The organism is Stenotrophomonas sp. Y6, assembly GCF_022436665.1.
In the GTDB taxonomy this organism is placed as follows: Bacteria; Pseudomonadota; Gammaproteobacteria; order Xanthomonadales; family Xanthomonadaceae; genus Stenotrophomonas; species Stenotrophomonas acidaminiphila_A.
Map to the genome: position 1 here is coordinate 317,566 of NZ_JAKUKB010000003.1, position 15,450 is coordinate 333,015.

At 70.5% G+C, this 15,450-nt stretch carries 13 protein-coding genes; 10 read left to right on the top strand and 3 right to left on the bottom strand.

The window, feature by feature from the left end:
- Nucleotides 1–12: 12 nt before the first annotated feature.
- Nucleotides 13–393: an aspartate 1-decarboxylase gene (gene panD / locus MKP15_RS04930; protein ID WP_104939022.1), complete on the top strand. Its 381-nt coding sequence runs from the start codon at nucleotides 13–15 to the stop codon at nucleotides 391–393.
- Complete coding sequence (pgi, locus tag MKP15_RS04935) at nucleotides 390–1,904, top strand: glucose-6-phosphate isomerase (RefSeq protein ID WP_240211975.1); 1,515 nt, start codon at nucleotides 390–392, stop codon at nucleotides 1,902–1,904. The genes panD and pgi overlap by 4 nt, the downstream gene beginning before the upstream one ends.
- A gap of 127 nt (nucleotides 1,905–2,031) precedes the next feature.
- Here pgi and MKP15_RS04940 read toward each other — a convergent pair whose 3' ends face one another.
- Nucleotides 2,032–3,069: an AraC family transcriptional regulator gene (locus MKP15_RS04940; protein WP_104939021.1), complete on the bottom strand. Its 1,038-nt coding sequence runs from the start codon at nucleotides 3,067–3,069 to the stop codon at nucleotides 2,032–2,034.
- A gap of 121 nt (nucleotides 3,070–3,190) precedes the next feature.
- Here MKP15_RS04940 and MKP15_RS04945 point away from each other — a divergent pair, with 121 nt between their 5' ends.
- The 4 genes from MKP15_RS04945 to MKP15_RS04960 all read left to right on the top strand — a co-directional run bounded on the left by MKP15_RS04945 (nucleotide 3,191) and on the right by MKP15_RS04960 (nucleotide 9,613).
- Nucleotides 3,191–4,408, top strand: coding sequence for a parallel beta-helix domain-containing protein (locus MKP15_RS04945; protein ID WP_240211976.1), 1,218 nt, complete (start codon nucleotides 3,191–3,193; stop codon nucleotides 4,406–4,408).
- Nucleotides 4,409–4,418: 10 nt separating this feature from the next.
- Nucleotides 4,419–5,546, top strand: a complete 1,128-nt coding sequence (locus MKP15_RS04950) for an SO2930 family diheme c-type cytochrome (RefSeq protein ID WP_240211977.1) — start codon at nucleotides 4,419–4,421, stop codon at nucleotides 5,544–5,546.
- A gap of 92 nt (nucleotides 5,547–5,638) precedes the next feature.
- Nucleotides 5,639–8,101 carry a TonB-dependent receptor gene (locus MKP15_RS04955; RefSeq protein ID WP_240211978.1) on the top strand — a complete coding sequence of 821 codons (2,463 nt, stop codon included), beginning with the start codon at nucleotides 5,639–5,641 and terminating at the stop codon, nucleotides 8,099–8,101.
- Between the two features lie 105 nt (nucleotides 8,102–8,206).
- Nucleotides 8,207–9,613, top strand: coding sequence for a coniferyl aldehyde dehydrogenase (locus tag MKP15_RS04960; RefSeq protein ID WP_240211979.1), 1,407 nt, complete (start codon nucleotides 8,207–8,209; stop codon nucleotides 9,611–9,613).
- Between the two features lie 166 nt (nucleotides 9,614–9,779).
- On the opposite strand, the gene MKP15_RS04965 is transcribed toward MKP15_RS04960, so the two are convergent.
- A complete protein-coding gene (locus tag MKP15_RS04965) occupies nucleotides 9,780–10,241 on the bottom strand; it encodes a phasin family protein (protein WP_240211980.1) in 462 nt (153 codons plus the stop codon).
- Between the two features lie 92 nt (nucleotides 10,242–10,333).
- Nucleotides 10,334–10,609 carry a polyhydroxyalkanoic acid system family protein gene (locus MKP15_RS04970; protein WP_240211981.1) on the bottom strand — a complete coding sequence of 92 codons (276 nt, stop codon included), beginning with the start codon at nucleotides 10,607–10,609 and terminating at the stop codon, nucleotides 10,334–10,336.
- Nucleotides 10,610–10,728: 119 nt separating this feature from the next.
- On the opposite strand from MKP15_RS04970, the gene MKP15_RS04975 reads away from it, so the two are divergent.
- The 4 genes from MKP15_RS04975 (at nucleotide 10,729) to aroA (ending at nucleotide 15,414) form a co-directional block, all read left to right on the top strand.
- On the top strand, nucleotides 10,729–11,529 hold the full coding sequence (locus MKP15_RS04975; RefSeq protein WP_240211982.1) for an FHA domain-containing protein: 801 nt from the start codon (nucleotides 10,729–10,731) through the stop codon (nucleotides 11,527–11,529).
- A gap of 141 nt (nucleotides 11,530–11,670) precedes the next feature.
- Nucleotides 11,671–12,756: a phosphoserine transaminase gene (gene serC, locus MKP15_RS04980; protein ID WP_240211983.1), complete on the top strand. Its 1,086-nt coding sequence runs from the start codon at nucleotides 11,671–11,673 to the stop codon at nucleotides 12,754–12,756.
- A gap of 56 nt (nucleotides 12,757–12,812) precedes the next feature.
- The gene (gene pheA / locus MKP15_RS04985) at nucleotides 12,813–13,961 is read left to right on the top strand and encodes a prephenate dehydratase (protein WP_161614095.1); all 1,149 of its coding nucleotides are present in this window, start codon (nucleotides 12,813–12,815) and stop codon (nucleotides 13,959–13,961) included.
- A 142-nt stretch (nucleotides 13,962–14,103) separates the two neighbouring features.
- Nucleotides 14,104–15,414 carry a 3-phosphoshikimate 1-carboxyvinyltransferase gene (gene aroA, locus MKP15_RS04990; RefSeq protein WP_240211984.1) on the top strand — a complete coding sequence of 437 codons (1,311 nt, stop codon included), beginning with the start codon at nucleotides 14,104–14,106 and terminating at the stop codon, nucleotides 15,412–15,414.
- Nucleotides 15,415–15,450: the final 36 nt, after the last annotated feature.

Genomic DNA, 15,450 nt, shown 5'->3' on the forward strand with positions numbered 1-15,450 from the left:
CCCGGCATCGCCATGCAACTTTCCCTGCTCAAGACCAAGATCCACCGCGCCACCGTCACCCACTCGGAGCTGAACTACGAAGGCTCCATCGCGATCGACGGCGACCTGCTGGAAGCCACCGGCATCCGCGAGTTCGAACAGGTGCACATCTGGGACGTGACCAACGGCGCGCGTTTCTCCACCTATGCCATCCGCGCCGAGGCCGGCAGCGGGGTGATCTCGCTCAACGGCGGCGCCGCGCGCCACGTGCAGGTGGGCGACATCATCATCATCGCCGCCTTCGCCGGCATGAGCGAGGCCGAGGCCGACAGCTTCCAGCCCAAGCTGGTGTATGTCGACGGCAACAACCGCATCACCCACACCAACCACTCCATCCCCACACAGGCCGCATGACCACGCACAACGGATTGACCGCATTGCACGCCCACGCCCAGCGTCTGCAGGGCACGGGTATTCCCTCGCTGTTGGCCGCCGAGCCGGACCGGGTGAAATCCTTGGCGTTCAAGGTCGGTCCGTTGTACGTGAACTTCGCGCGGCAGACATATGACCGCGCCGCCCTGCAGGCACTGCTGGACCTGGCCGCCGCGCGCGACGTCGCCGGCGGCTTCGCGCGCCTGTTCGGCGGCGCTCGGATCAACCTGACCGAAGACCGTGCGGTGCTGCACAGCGCGTTGCGCGGTGCTGCCAGCGATGCCCCCGCGGCGGTGGCGGCGCATGCCGAAGCGGCGGCCGTGCAGGCGCGCATGGGCGCGCTGGTGCAGGCACTGGAGGCCAGCAACGTCACCGACATCGTCAGCGTCGGCATCGGCGGTTCGGACCTCGGCCCGCGGCTGGTGGCCGATGCGCTGCGCCCGGCCAGCGGCGCGCGCTTCCGCGTGCACTTCGTCTCCAATGTCGACGGCGCGGCGATGCAGCGCACGCTGGCCACGCTCCATCCGGCCACCACCGCCGGCATCCTGATCTCCAAGACTTTCGGCACCCAGGAAACGCTGCTCAACGGCGCGATCCTGCGCGACTGGCTGGGCGGCAGCGACCGGCTGTACGCGGTCAGCGCCAATCCCGACCGCGCCGCCGGCACGTTCGACATCGACGCCGCGCGCGTGCTGCCCATGTGGGACTGGGTCGGCGGCCGCTATTCGCTGTGGTCGGCGGTGGGGTTCCCGATCGCGCTGGCGATCGGCTTCGAGCGCTTCGGCCAGCTGCTGGCCGGCGCCGCGGAAATGGACGCGCATGCGGCCAGCGCGCCGCTGGAGCGCAACCTGCCGGTGCTGCACGCGCTGACCGACATCTGGAACCGCAACGCGCTGGGTTACGCCACCCACGCGGTGATGACCTACGACCAGCGCCTGGCGCTGCTGCCGGCGTACCTGCAGCAGCTGGTGATGGAAAGCCTGGGCAAGCGGGTCCGGCTCGACGGCAGCCCGGTCGAAGCCGACACCGTGCCGGTGTGGTGGGGCGGGGCGGGCACCGACGTGCAGCACAGCTTCTTCCAGGCGCTGCACCAGGGCACCAGCATCGTGCCGGCCGATTTCATCGGCTGCGTGCGCGGCGACGACCCGTACACGCTCAACCACCAGGCGCTGCTGGCCAACCTGCTGGCGCAGACCGAGGCGCTGGCCAACGGCCAGGACAGCGACGATCCGCACCGCCGCTATCCCGGTGGCCGCCCGAGCACGCTGATCCTGCTCGACGCGCTCACCCCGCGCGCGCTGGGCGCGCTGGTGGCCATGTACGAGCATGCGGTCTACGTGCAGTCGCTGGTGTGGGGCATCAACGCCTTCGACCAGTTCGGCGTCGAGCTGGGCAAGCAGTTGGCCAACCAGCTGTTGCCGGCGCTGCAGGGCGGGGCGGTGGAGATCGCCGATCCGATGACGCGCGAGGCGCTGGCCCAGCTGCGCGGCTGAGCGGTCGCGCCCGGCGCTGGGTGCCGGGCCATGGAGGCAGGACCGACGCCGCGCAGTGATGCGCGGCGTCGTCCGTCCTGCCGCCGGCATCCGTCAAGGTGCGCTGCACCCGCGGCCCTGCCTGCCTTCAATCGCCGGCGCGCCGTGCCTGGCTCGGTGCGCGCCCAGTCCAGCGCTTGAACGCGCGGCGGAACTCGCGGGCGTCGTTGAACCCCAGCCGGCCACCGATGGCGACGATGGACAGCGTCGGGTCGCGCAGCAGTTCCATCGCCCGCTTAGTGCGCACGCGGTCGTGGATCGCGCTGAACGAGGTGCCTTCCTCGGCCAGCTGCCGGCGCAGGGTGCGTTCGCTCAGGTGCAGCGCCGCGGCCATCTCTGCCATCTGCGGGTTCTCGCGCAGGCGCGTGCGCAGGTGGCTTTCCAGCGCGGCGGTGGTCTCGCCGCAGACCGGCCGCGCATCCATCTGCATGCGGCACAGGGTCATCACCTGGTTCGAGGTCACCGGGTTGTAGCTGGTGAAGGGCAGCTCCAGCCAGCGCCGGTCGATCACCAGCGCATGCCGCGACTGTTCGAAACGCACCTCGCAGCCGAACAGGTCGCGGTAGCGCTGTGCATGGCGCGGCGCCGGGTAGCCCAGTTCCAGGCGCTGCGGCTGGAACCCCGGGCCGACCAGCTCGCGCACCAGTTGCAGCACGCTTGCAAACAGCTCCTCGCACAGGAACGGCTGCAGGTCGTGGGCTTCGTCCGGCGCGCTGGCGACCGCCGCCACGCAGCCGTCGCCATGCTCGGCCAGGGTGATGTCCATCAGCGCGCCGCTGTTGCGCTGGTAGGCCAGGCCGACGCGCACCGCCTCGCCGAAATCGGGGGCGGTCTTCATCGCCAGCCCGAGCAGCCCGAAGTTGCCCAGGTTCTGGCGGCCGCCGAGCTCCAGGCCCAGGCCCTCCACGGCCAGTGCCGCCAGCGCGCGGCGGATCACCGTGCTCGCCTGGCGGTACGAGATGCGGGTGTCGGGATTGCTGATTTCCTCGGGTTGCAGGCGGGTGCCGGCGAACCAGGCGCTGCAGTCGATTGCCCTCTCGGCGGCGAACTGCATCAGCCCGCAGAGGATGTTGGTCGGTCGGTCGGCGGAGGACAGGTCATCGCCGATTGCGGTGGTCAAACGCATCCGAGGTCCTTCCGATTGTCCGGTTTGCCCCCCTTTGTATGCCGCTTATGCCCTTCGCGCAATGTGCCCCGCCGCACCAGACTGCGGCCCAGACTTGGCGAGCACGTACGGGAGAGAATTCATGCAGCGCAGCATTCTTGTCGGCACGATCGGCGCACTTGCGCTATTGCTCTCCGCTTGCCAGAAGACTCCCGAGGCCCCGGCAACGGCGCCCGGCGATGCCGGCTTCGCCAGGCTGTTGCAGCAGAAGCTGCTCGACGCCCAGCCCGGCGACGTGATCGAGGTGCCCGAAGGCACCTTCCGCTTCGACCGCAGCCTCAGCCTGCGGGTGGACAACGTCACCCTGCGCGGCAGGGGCATGGACAAATCCATCCTCAGCTTCAAGGGGCAGAAGGCCGGCGCCGAGGGCCTGCTGGTGAACGCCAATGGCTTCACCCTGGAGAACCTGGCGATCGAGGACAGCAAGGGCGACGGCTTCAAGATCAGCCAGTGCGAGAACGTCACCGTGCGCGGCGTGCGGGTGGAGTGGACCGGCGGGCCCAGCACCAGCAACGGTGGCTACGGCCTGTACCCGGTGCTGTGCAGGAACGTGCTGATCGAGGACTCGGTGACCATCGGCGCCTCGGACTCGGGCATCTACGTCGGCCAGTCGCGCGACGTCATCGTCCGCAACAACCGCGCCGAACGCAACGTGGCCGGCATCGAGATCGAGAACACCATCAACGCCGACGTCCACGACAACCAGGCCACCGGCAACACCGGCGGCATCCTGGTGTTCAACATGCCGGCGCTGACCCAGCAGGGCGATGCGATCCGGGTGTTCCGCAACAAGGTGGTGGAGAACAACCACGACAATTTCGGCGCCAAGGGCACGCCGGTGGCCAGCGTGCCGGCCGGCAGCGGCGTGGTGATCAACTCCAACGACAACATCGAGATCTTCGACAACGATATCGCCGGCAACCGCACCGCCAACATCATCGTGTCCAGCGTGTATTCCACCGGCTACAAGGACGACAAGGCCTCCGGTGCGTTCGATCCGTATCCCGAGCGGATCCACGTGCACGGCAACCGCCTGTCCGGTGGCGGCGATTCACCCGACCGGATGGACTTCAAGGCGCTGAAGGTGGCGATGTACGGCCTCACCGGCAGCTTCCCGGACGTGCTGTTCGACGGTTACGTCAACCCGCGCCGCGCCGAAGGCCCGCAGATCTGCCTGCGCGACGTCTCCGGCGTGCTCAACGCCGACGGCCCCGGCGGCTACAAGAACCCGAGCAAGGACGCCAGGCCCTACGACTGCACGCTGCCGTCGCTGCCGGCGGTCGACCTGAAGCGTGGTTGAGGGGGTGCGCATGCCGTTGCATCGCCCGCTGCTGGCGCTGGCCGCACTGCTGCTGGCGGGTTGCGCCCGCGCCCCGGCGCCGGAGCCGGTACGCTTCTTCGCCGACGGCCAGCCCGAGCGCCTGGCCGAGTGGAACGTGCTGTACGTGGCCGATGGCCGGCTGCGGCTCAACGCGCGGGTGCTGCCGTACGACCTGGATTCGGCGCTGTTCACCGACTACGCGCACAAGCTGCGCACGGTGTGGATGCCGGCGGGCAGCGCCGCGCGCTACCAGCCGGACGGGGCGCTGGATTTCCCGGTCGGCACCATCATCAGCAAGACGTTCTACTACCCGCGTGGCGATGACGGCACCGTGCTGCGCAGCGCCGACACCGGCGCCGAGCCCGATGGCGGGCTGACGCTGGACAGGGTGCGGCTGGTGGAGACGCGGCTGCTGGTGCGCCGTGCCTCGGGCTGGCTGGCATTGCCCTATGTGTGGAACGACGCGCAGACCGAGGCGCGGCTGATGCGCACCGGCGACCTGGTGCCGCTGACCCTGGCCGGTGCGGATGGCCGGCGGCAGCAGCTGGACTACCTGGTGCCGGACGAGAACCAGTGCGCCGGCTGCCACGGCACCGACCTCAGGTCCAGGCAGATTTCCCCGATCGGGCCGAAGGCGCGGCATCTGAACCACGACTTCGCCTACGCCTCCGGCAAGGCCAACCAGCTGCGGCACTGGCAGGCGCTCGGCCAGCTGGTCGACGTGCCGGCCGGCACGCTGCCGCGCAACGTTGCCTGGAACGACCCGCAGGCGCCGCTGGAAGCGCGCGCCCGCGCGTACCTGGACATCAACTGCGGGCACTGCCACAGCGACAAGGGCGCGGCCCGCACCTCGGGCATGTGGCTGGATGCCAACACCCACGATCCGCTGCGCATCGGCCGCTGCAAACTGCCGATCGCCGCGGGGCAGGGCACCGGCAACCGGGCCTGGGACATCGTGCCCGGCGCGCCGGACGATTCGATCCTGACCTACCGGATGGAAAGCACCGACCCGGGCGTGATGATGCCGGAACTGGGGCGCGCGCTTGTCCACGAGGAGGGCGTGGCGCTGATACGGCAGTGGATCGCGGCGATGGCCGCGCAGGACTGCGGCGCCTAGCGCCGGACGGGGCACACACCGGGAACCGGCGGTGCTGGCCGTGCCGCGTCCCGGGTCGCAAGGGGGCAACTCACATGGGAAAGGGGAACGCGATGACGTACAACAGATTGTCGCGCGGCGTCCGCAGGGCGCTGCTGACCTCGTTGCTGGCCACGCCGGCGCTGGCCGTGCAGGCGCAGGCGCAGCACCCGCCGCCGGAGGCGGTCGAGCTGGACCGGATCGTGGTCACCGCGCAGAGCCGCGAGCAGGAACTCAAGGACGTCCCCATCGCCCTGCAGGTCGTCGGCGAAAACGTCATCGAACAGACCATGGCCGAGAACCTGGGCGACCTGGACAGCTTCGTCCCCGGGCTGTCGATCAGCGACGACCAGCCGACCCAGGCCAGTTTCAAGCTGCGCGGGCTGAGTACCGGCGACTTCGGCATCGGCACCGACCCCACGGTCGGCGTCTATGTCGACGGCGTCTATGCCGGCCGCGGCGGCGGCACCGTGCTGCCGTTCCTGGACGTGGAACGCATCGAGGTGCTGAAGGGGCCGCAGGGCACCCTGTTCGGTCGCAACACCGCCGCCGGCGCGGTGTCCATCGTGACCAAGCGCCCGGGCGACACGCCTGAAGGCCGCGCGCGGGTACGCCTCGGCAACCATGGCAAGCAGTACGTCGATGGCATGCTCAACCTGCCGGCCGGCGACACCGTGGCCTTCCGCCTCAATGCCATGGACAGCCGCAGCGACGGCTGGATCAGGGACGCCGCCACCGGCCGGCCGCTGGACGACGGCCGCAACTGGGCCGCGCGCGCCGCGTTGCGCTGGGACATCGGCGACAACACGCAGATGCTGCTGAGCTGGGACCACGAGGACCTGGACCAGCGCTCGCGCCCGGCGATCGGCATCGTCGCGCTGCCGCCGGCGCCGGGCGTGCCACCGGTGCCCGCCGACCCGGCCGGCTATCAGGACCCGGTCGGCCACGCCGCCTACACCGACGTGGTGGACAACAACGAAACCCGCACCTTCGATGGCGCGACGCTGATCCTGGACCACGCGTTCGAATGGGGCCACCTGGTGTCGACCAGCGCCTGGCGCAGCTTCGACACCTACAACCGCGCCGAGGAAGACGGCACCCGCCGCCGCGAGCTGTACCTGGACACCATCAACATCGAGGACAACACCACCTGGTACCAGGAGTTCAAGTTCAGCGGCACCAGCGGGCGACTGGACTGGGTGGCCGGCACCAGCTGGTTCCAGGAAAAGGCCAGCCAGTCCAGCGTGGTCGACCTGACCAGCGACAGCATCAACACCGCCGCCGCCGGACTGTACGGCCTGCCCCTGTTCGGCATGCTGCAGGACGCGGCCGACTACTACGGCATCCCGGTGCAGCTGTTCGGCCATCCGTGGCGCGAAGCCTACGACAACACGCTCGATTCGACCGCCTACGCGGTGTTCGGTGACGTGATCTGGCATGCCACCGACACCCTCAACCTGACCCTGGGCCTGCGCTATACGCGCGACCGCAAGGCCTTTACCTGGTTCAACGACCACCACCGCGCCGACGCCCTCAACCAGGCGCTGCAGACCTTGGAGCAGTACGGCGTGCTGCCGCAGCCACTGCCCTGCGCGGTGCTGGGCCTGTGCGCCCTGGACGGGGATGGCGATGGCCTGATCGCGATCGACGCGGCGTTCCTGGCGGGCTTCGACCTGGCGTTCAGCGACCCCGTGTCGATGGCCAACAAGGGCGTGACCAACCGCGCCCGCCACGCCTGGAGCGACTGGAGCCCGCGGCTGGTCGTCGACTATCACCCGTCGGCCGACACCATGCTGTTCGCCTCGGTGGCCAAGGGCTACAAGGCCGGCGGCTACAACGCGTTCTCGCCGGGCGCCAGCTTCGCCAACGAAAGCGTGTGGAACTTCGAGGCCGGCATCAAGCGCGACCTGCGCGACCTGCGCATCCAGTACGAGGCGTCGGTGTTCCACTATGTCTACGACAACCGCCAGGCGATCCGCCTGGACACGACGTCCGAGATCCCGCGCTACATGGTCAGCACCAGCGACCTGGCCGCGCGCGGCATCGACTTCAGCGCGCGCTGGCAGGCCAGCGACCGGCTGAGCGTGGATGTCGCCGCCGAGTGGATCGACTCGACCTACAAAAACTACGTCACCCCCGAGGGGATCGACCTCGACGGGCAGCCGACCGGCGAGCCGAGCCTGTCCTTCGCCGCTGGCGCCGCCTACACCGTGCCGCTGGGCGCGCATGGCGAGCTGACGCTGTCGGCGCGCCACGCGTATGGCGGCAGCGCGCGCTGCAACGCCGGTTCGCTGAGCCAGGGCAACTGCGGCCGCTACCCGGCCTTCAGCATCGGCGAGGAGCGCAACCGCACCGACCTATACCTGCGCTGGCGCTCGCCGTCCACGCACTGGAGCGTGGCGGCCTACGCCAACAACGTCTTCGACAACCGCTATGTCAACGGCCTGTATACCTATGGCACCACGGTGGTCGGCACCACCGCGGCCGGCATCAGCGAGCCGCGGTTCTACGGCATGGAACTGATGTACCGCTTCTGAGCCGGCCGGGGCGCGGGTGCGGCAGCGGCCCCCCGCAGCCCCGGCATGCCGCCCGATGCAACCGCCGCTCGCGCCGGTCGCGGCGCAGCCTCTAGACTCGAGCCCATGGACACCACCACCACGCCCATTGCCGAACTGCGCCCCACCCTGGACCGCCTGCGCGCGGCCTGGCAGGCGCGCAAGCCGGATCGCGCGCAGCGCAGCGCCGACCTGCTGCGCCTGCGCCAGGCCCTGAAACGGCGGCTGGACGCGATGGCGCAGGCCATCGCCGCCGATTTCGGCCATCGTTCGCTGCATGAGTCGCGCATCGCCGACGGCATGGCCGTGCTCAACGAGATCGACCACCTGCGCCGGCACCTGCGCCGCTGGATGAAGCCGCGCCGGGTCGGCGTGGGCTGGCGGTTCCTGCCGGCGCGCGCGGAGATCCGCGCCGAACCGGTCGGCGTGGTCGGCGTGATCTCGCCGTGGAACTACCCGGTCAATCTGGCGTTGATCCCGCTGGCGACCGCCATCGCCGCCGGCAACCACGTCTACCTGAAGCCCTCCGAACACACCCCGCGCACCAGCGCATTCCTGCGCGAGCTGCTGGCCGAGGTGTTCCCGGACGGGCGCGTGGCCATCGCCGAGGGCGCTGCCGAGGTCGCCGCCGCGTTCGCCGCGCTGCCGTTCGACCACCTGGTGTTCACCGGGTCCACCGCGGTCGGGCGCAAGGTGATGGCGGCCGCCGCGCCGAACCTGACCCCGCTGACCCTCGAACTGGGCGGCAAATCGCCGGCGATCGTCTGCGACGACTATCCGCTGGAGCTGGCCGCCGCGCGCCTGGCCACCGGCAAATGGTTCAACGGCGGGCAGACCTGCATCGCCCCGGACTACGTGCTGGTGGGCGCGGCGCGGCGCGACGCGCTGGTGCAGGCGCTGCGCGCGCAGGTGCGTGCGCGCTATGGCCAGGCCCTGGCCGGCAACGACGACTACAGCCGCATCATCAACGCCGGCCAGTACGCGCGCCTGCAGGGCTACGTGGACGACGCCCGCGCCCGTGGCCTGGAGGTGATCGAACTGGGCCAGGCCGATCCGGCGCAGCGGCTGTTCCCGCCGACGCTGGTGCTGGAGCCGGGCGATGACGCCACGGTGATGCAGGAAGAGATCTTCGGCCCGGTGTTTCCGATCCGCAGCGTGCGCTCGCTGGACGAGGCCATCGCCTACGTCAACGCGCACGACCGGCCGCTGGCCCTATACCCGTTCAGCCACGACCGTGCGCAGGTGGAGCGGATCCTGGGTGCCACCCTGGCCGGCGGCGTCTGTGTCAACGACACGCTGTTCCATTTCGCCATCAACGACCTGCCGTTCGGTGGCATCGGGCCCAGCGGGATGGGCGCCTACCACGGCCGCGCCGGCTTCGACGCGATGAGCAAGCAGCTGCCGATCCTGTGGCAGGCGCGGCGCAGTGGCGGCGACCTGCTGAAGCCGCCCTACCGGCAGGCGCAGTGGCTGATCGACCTGATCGTGCGCTGAGCGTGCCGCTGCCGGCTCCCCCCGTTCGCGGCGCAGGGCAGGCGCCACGGCCTGGGGAACGGGCACAAAAAACCCGCCATCCGGCGCCGTGAGGGGAGGGAGACAAACGGCGCGGTACTGCTGGCGGGTGTAGGGATTCTTGCTCAGTTGATGTTGCTTTGCAACATCACGCTTGGTCGGGGGAGGGCCGGGTGCTGGCCTGCGCTTCGGCCCGGTTCAGGCGCGCATTGAGCGCGTCCAGGCGTGCGTTGAGTGCCTCGATGTCCGAGCGGCTGGGAATGTCCATGCGTCGCAGCACCCGCTGCACCCGGTCCTCGAACGATTTTTCGATCCGGTCCCAGGTGCCGGCCGCGCGCTCGCGGGCGTTGCCCAGGGTGTTCTCCACGGAATCGCGCAGGCTTTCGCCGCGCGGCGATTCCTCGCGGCTGCGGGCCTCCATCGACTCGCCTTCGCGGACCAGCGATTCGAACAGCCGGCTGCCGCCGGCCTGGGCCCGCGACAGCGCGCCAAGCCCGGCCAGCCAGACCTGCTGCGCCGAGCCGCCCAGCGTGCGGCCGCCGCGGGCGCCACGCTCCTGCGCGGTCGCGCCCGGCTCGTGGCCCGGATTGCGGTGTTCATGGGTAGTCATTGCGGGTGTTCCTCCGTTTGCGGCGAGCGGGGACCACCGTAGCGCCGGCGGCGCAAGCGCGGCGTGATGGAAGCGGCGCCCGTGCCGGCCGTTCAGCCCAGCTTTTCGGACAGCACCCGCCGGATCTCCGATTCCACCGTGCCCTTCATGGCCGACAACAGGAAGCCGAGCTCGGCCTTGACCCGGACCGCGCCCGGCAACAGTTCAATCACTCCGTCGACCCCGGAACGGGCGAAATGCAGGTTGTCCCCCTCCCAGCGCGCACTCACGTCGAAGCGCTCCTGCAGCTTCCGCGCGACCTCGGCGATGGCGTCGCGGGCCCGCTCGTCGGTCAGCGGGTGGGCATGGCGGATATCGATGGTGGACATGCGGGGCTCCTGGCAATCGGGCGTGGAACGCGGGTGCGGCATTGTGCGGACCGGCGCGCCACAGTCCAAGCCCCGTGTCCGGCTTCTGCACGCTCTGCCAACCTGCTAGGCTGCCGCCGGTGCGCACCCTGCAAGTCCATTTCAGCAATCGCCAGCAACCGGATCAGCCCCTAGCGCCGGGGGTGCAGCGCATCGTCCGCGATGCCAGCGGGCAGGTCCGCCTGGGCGACGACAGCGTCGGCCCGTTGCTGCTGGCCCGCTTCTGCACCGACGAGCGCGGGGTCTGGCTGCAGGTGGCCAGCGGCAGCCGCGGCATCCACGTCAATGGCCGCCCGGTGCGGCGCATGGCATTGCTGCGCGCCGGGGATTCGGTCTATGCCGACGGCGTGGAGATGCTACTGCGCGGCGAGTGCGAAGCCGTCGCCCAGCCGCCGGCCGCGGGCGGCGACCACGGCGACGACCTGCGCGTGCTGCTGCGCGGCGTCGGTGGCCGCCACCACGGCCGCTGCTACCCGCTCGACCGGCCGCGCACCCTCGGCCGCGACGGCAGCGCCGACGTGGTGATCGACGACCCGGCCTTTCCCGAGCGGCAGGCGCGGTTCGAGCGCCATGGCGACCGGGTGCTGCTGCGCGACCTGGGTTCGCCGGAGGGATGCCGGGTCAACGGCGTCGCGGTTCGCCACTGCTGGCTGCAGGGGGGCGACCAGGTGGTGTTCGAAGGCAACCAGCGTTTCGTGCTGGAAGTGCCGCTGGACGTCCACGCGGCCGCGTTCTCCACGGCGCCCGATAGCCCCGGCGTGGAGCCGGAGACCGCCACGGACGACACCCGGCCGCGCGCGCGGCGCTGGCCCTGGCTGCTGCTCAGCGCGCTGCTGCTGGGCGCTGCGATCAGCGCACTGCTGCTGTTCGGCGCCCGTTGAACCACCCCGGCGGCCGCGCATGGCGGCCGCGCCATCGCGCCACGCGCGGCCCCGCGAATTGGCTGCAGATGCAACTTTTTCCGCGCCCCCAAAGCCTGTTGCGCTGCGGCATACTTGGGGTTCCCCTCGGACAGGTGTGACATGACGCGCGCGTTCAATTTCAGTGCCGGCCCCGCGACGCTGCCGGAATCGGTCCTGCGCCAGGCGCAGGCGGAAATGTTGGAATGGAACGGCGTGGGCGCGTCCATCGTCGAGATCAGCCACCGCAGCGCCGACTTCATGCAGGTGGCGGCGCAGGCCGAAGCCGACCTGCGCACCCTGGTCGGCATTCCCGATGACTACGCCGTGCTGTTCCTGAGCGGCGGCGCGACTACCCAGCAGGCGCTGCTGCCGCTGAACCTGGCCGCGCCGGGGCAGCGCGTGGACTACGTGGTCAGCGGGCACTGGGGCAAGACCGCGGTCAAGCAGGCGCGGCCGTACGTGGACGTGAACATCGCCGCCGACGGCGAGGCCGATGGCTTCCGCGACATCCCCGCGCGCGCGCAGTGGCGGCTGTCCGACGCCGCGGCCTACGTGCACATCACCGCCAACGAGACCATCCATGGCGTCGAATTCCGCGATGCGCCGGACGTGGGCGCGGTGCCGCTGGTGGCCGATTTCAGCTCGTCGATCGCCTCCGAGCCGATCGATGTCACGCGCTACGGCGTGATCTACGCCGGCGCGCAGAAGAACCTCGGCCCGGTCGGCATCGCCGTGGTCATCATCCGCCGCGACCTGCTCGAGCGCGCCGGGCAGCCGCGCGCGGACATCTTCGACTACCGCTCGCACGCCGCGCGCGACTCCATGCTCAACACCCCGCCGACCTGGAACTGGTACCTGCTCGGCCTGACCGTGAAGTGGATGCTGGCGCAGGGCGGCACCACCGAGTTCGCGCGCCGCAACGCCGCCAAGGCATCGCTGGTGTACGCCACCATCGACCAGTCGGGCGGCTTCTACCGCAACCAGGTGGCGCCGGCCGTGCGCTCGCGCATGAACATCCCGTTCTTCCTGCCCAGCGCCGAGCTGGACGCGCGCTTCGTCGCCGAGGCCAGGGCCGCCGGGCTGCTCGCGCTCAAGGGCCACAAGGCGGTCGGCGGCATCCGCGCCTCGCTGTACAACGCCATGCCGCTGGAAGGCGCGCAGGCGCTGGCGGCGTTCATGCGCGACTTCCAGCAGCGCAACGGTTGAACCCACAGGCCGCCGCCCGCGGGCGGCGGAAAGCAGACGTCATCGAGGAAGGCAACGTGGCCGCAAAGCCGAAGAAGACCCCCGCAGACAAGCCGCCGGCGCGCGCCGCCGAAGCGGCGGCCGCGCCGCCGGCGCTGGCCGACGTGCGCGCCAAGATCGACCAGATCGACCGCAGCATCCAGTCGCTGATCGCCGAGCGCGCGCGGTTCGCGCACCAGGTCGGCAAGGCCAAGGGCAAGCTCGCCGCCGCCGTCGACTACTACCGCCCCGAGCGCGAGGCGCAGGTGCTGCGCATGGTGGTCGACCGCAACGAAGGCCCGCTGTCGGACGAGCTGCTGGTGCACGTGTTCCGCGAGATCATGTCCGCCTGCCTGGCGCAGCAGGAACCACTGAAGATCGGCTACCTCGGCCCCGAGGGCACCTTCAGCCAGCAGGCCGTGCTCAAGCATTTCGGGCGCTCGGCGCTGGGCCTGCCGCTGGCCAGCATCGAGGAAGTGTTCCAGGAAGTGGAAGCGGGCAACGCCGACTTCGGCGTGGTGCCGGTGGAAAACTCCGGGCAGGGCACGATCCAGATCACCCTGGACATGTTCCTGACCTCCAGCCTCAAGATCTGCGGTGAAGTGGAGCTGCGCGTGCAGCAGTTCCTGATGTCGCGCAGCGGCCGGCTGGAGGACATCGAGCGGGTCTACGCGCACCCGCAGTCGTTCATGCAGACCTCGGCCTGGCTGCGCGCCAACCTGCCCGCGGCGGAGAAGGTGCCGGTGTCCAGCAACGCGGAGGGCGCGCGCCGCGCGCGCAACGCCGACGACGCGGCGGCCATCGGCGGCGAGAGTGCCGGCCACGTGTACGGGCTGAAGAAGGTGGTCACCAAGCCGATCCAGAACGACGCGGACAACACCACGCGCTTCCTGGTGATCGGCCGCCGGTTCTTCCCTTCCTCGGGCCACGACCGCACCTCGGTGCTGGTGTTCATCCACGACAAGCCCGGCGCCCTGTTCGACGTGCTCAGCCCGTTCGCGCGCCACGGCATCAGCATGAACCGGATCGAGTCGCGCCCGTCGCACCAGGCCAAGTGGGAATACGCGTTCTTCATCGACCTGGCCGGGCATATCGAGGACGCCTCGATGCAGGCGGCACTGGCCGAACTCGAGGCTCATTCGGCGCAGATCAAGGTGCTGGGTTCCTATCCGGTCGCGGTGCCGTGAGCTGACCCCGCTCCGCCGCGTGGACGGTACTCCGCGCCCCTTCCGGCCGCCGCCTGGCACCGCCGCTGCCGGCCAGGGCGGCATGGACAACGCCATGCGCGGCCTGCGCCGGCATGGCAGACGCACAACCAACGAGACCCGCATGACCTCCCAGCCCCACTGGATCGCAAGCAAAGGCCAGCCCCTGCAGGGCACGCTCGACATTCCCGGCGACAAATCGGTGTCGCACCGCGCGGTGATGTTCGCCGCGCTGGCCGACGGCGTATCGCACATCGACGGTTTCCTCGAGGGCGAGGACACCCGCGCCACCGCGGCGATCTTCGCGCGCATGGGCGTGCGCTTCGAAACCCCGTCGCCGTCGCGGCGCATCGTCCATGGCGTGGGCGTCGATGGGCTGAAGGCGCCGGACGGCGAACTGGACTGCGGCAACGCCGGTACCGGCATGCGCCTGCTGGCCGGGCTGCTGGCGGCGCAGCCGTTCGACAGTGTGCTGGTCGGCGACGCATCGTTGTCGCGGCGGCCGATGCGCCGCGTCACCGGCCCGCTGGCGCAGATGGGGGCGCGCATCGACACCCGCGACGACGGCACCCCGCCATTGCGCATCCACGGCGGCCAGCCGCTGCACGGCATCGACTACGCGCTGCCGGTGGCCAGCGCGCAGGTGAAATCGGCGCTGCTGTTGGCCGGCCTGTATGCCAGCGGCGAAACCAGCGTGGTCGAGCCGCACCCGACCCGCGACTACACCGAGCGGATGCTGCGCGCGTTCGGCGTGGAGATCGAGTTCGAACCCGGCAGGGCACGCCTGCGCGGTGGCCAGCGGCTGCGCGCCACCGATATCGCGGTGCCGGCGGATTTCTCCTCGGCCGCGTTCTTCATCGTCGCCGCCAGCGTCATTCCCGGCTCACAGGTGCGGCTGCGCTCGGTGGGGCTCAACCCGCGCCGCACCGGCCTGCTGGCCGCGCTGCGGCTGATGGGCGCGGACATCGTCGAGGAGAACCCTGCCGAGCACGGCGGCGAGCCGGTGGCGGACCTGGTCGTGCGCCATGCGCCGCTCAAGGGTGTCCGGATCCCCGAGGCGCTGGTGCCGGACATGATCGACGAGTTCCCCGCGCTGTTCATTGCCGCCGCCGCGGCCGACGGCCCCATCGTGGTGAGCGGCGCCGCCGAGCTGCGGGTGAAGGAATCGGACCGCCTGGCGGCGATGGCGACCGGGCTGCGCACGCTCGGCCTGCGCGTCGACGAAACCGACGACGGCGCCACCGTCCATCCCGGCGTGCTCGGCAGCGGCACCATCGAAAGCCATGGCGACCATCGCATCGCCATGGCGTTCTCCATCGCCGGCCAGTTGAGCCGCGGGCAGGTACGGATCAACGATGTCGCCAACGTGGCCACCTCGTTCCCGGGCTACGACCGGCTGGCACGCGAGGCGGGGTTCGCGCTGACCTCCGCCTGAGGGCGGTAAACCGACGTACCGGGCCGGCCACGCGGC

What these genes read in the sequence shown, in the direction of transcription:
- MKP15_RS04965 (WP_240211980.1), bottom strand. Translation starts at nt 10,241, where the DNA reads ATGACTACCCATGAACACCGCAATCCGGGCCACGAGCCGGGCGCGACC.
- MKP15_RS04950 (WP_240211977.1), top strand. Translation starts at nt 4,419, where the DNA reads ATGCCGTTGCATCGCCCGCTGCTGGCGCTGGCCGCACTGCTGCTGGCG.
- aroA (WP_240211984.1), top strand. Translation starts at nt 14,104, where the DNA reads ATGACCTCCCAGCCCCACTGGATCGCAAGCAAAGGCCAGCCCCTGCAG.
- pgi (WP_240211975.1), top strand. Translation starts at nt 390, where the DNA reads ATGACCACGCACAACGGATTGACCGCATTGCACGCCCACGCCCAGCGT.
- MKP15_RS04960 (WP_240211979.1), top strand. Translation starts at nt 8,207, where the DNA reads ATGGACACCACCACCACGCCCATTGCCGAACTGCGCCCCACCCTGGAC.
- MKP15_RS04945 (WP_240211976.1), top strand. Translation starts at nt 3,191, where the DNA reads ATGCAGCGCAGCATTCTTGTCGGCACGATCGGCGCACTTGCGCTATTG.
- MKP15_RS04940 (WP_104939021.1), bottom strand. Translation starts at nt 3,069, where the DNA reads ATGCGTTTGACCACCGCAATCGGCGATGACCTGTCCTCCGCCGACCGA.
- serC (WP_240211983.1), top strand. Translation starts at nt 11,671, where the DNA reads ATGACGCGCGCGTTCAATTTCAGTGCCGGCCCCGCGACGCTGCCGGAA.
- MKP15_RS04955 (WP_240211978.1), top strand. Translation starts at nt 5,639, where the DNA reads ATGACGTACAACAGATTGTCGCGCGGCGTCCGCAGGGCGCTGCTGACC.
- MKP15_RS04970 (WP_240211981.1), bottom strand. Translation starts at nt 10,609, where the DNA reads ATGTCCACCATCGATATCCGCCATGCCCACCCGCTGACCGACGAGCGG.
- panD (WP_104939022.1), top strand. Translation starts at nt 13, where the DNA reads ATGCAACTTTCCCTGCTCAAGACCAAGATCCACCGCGCCACCGTCACC.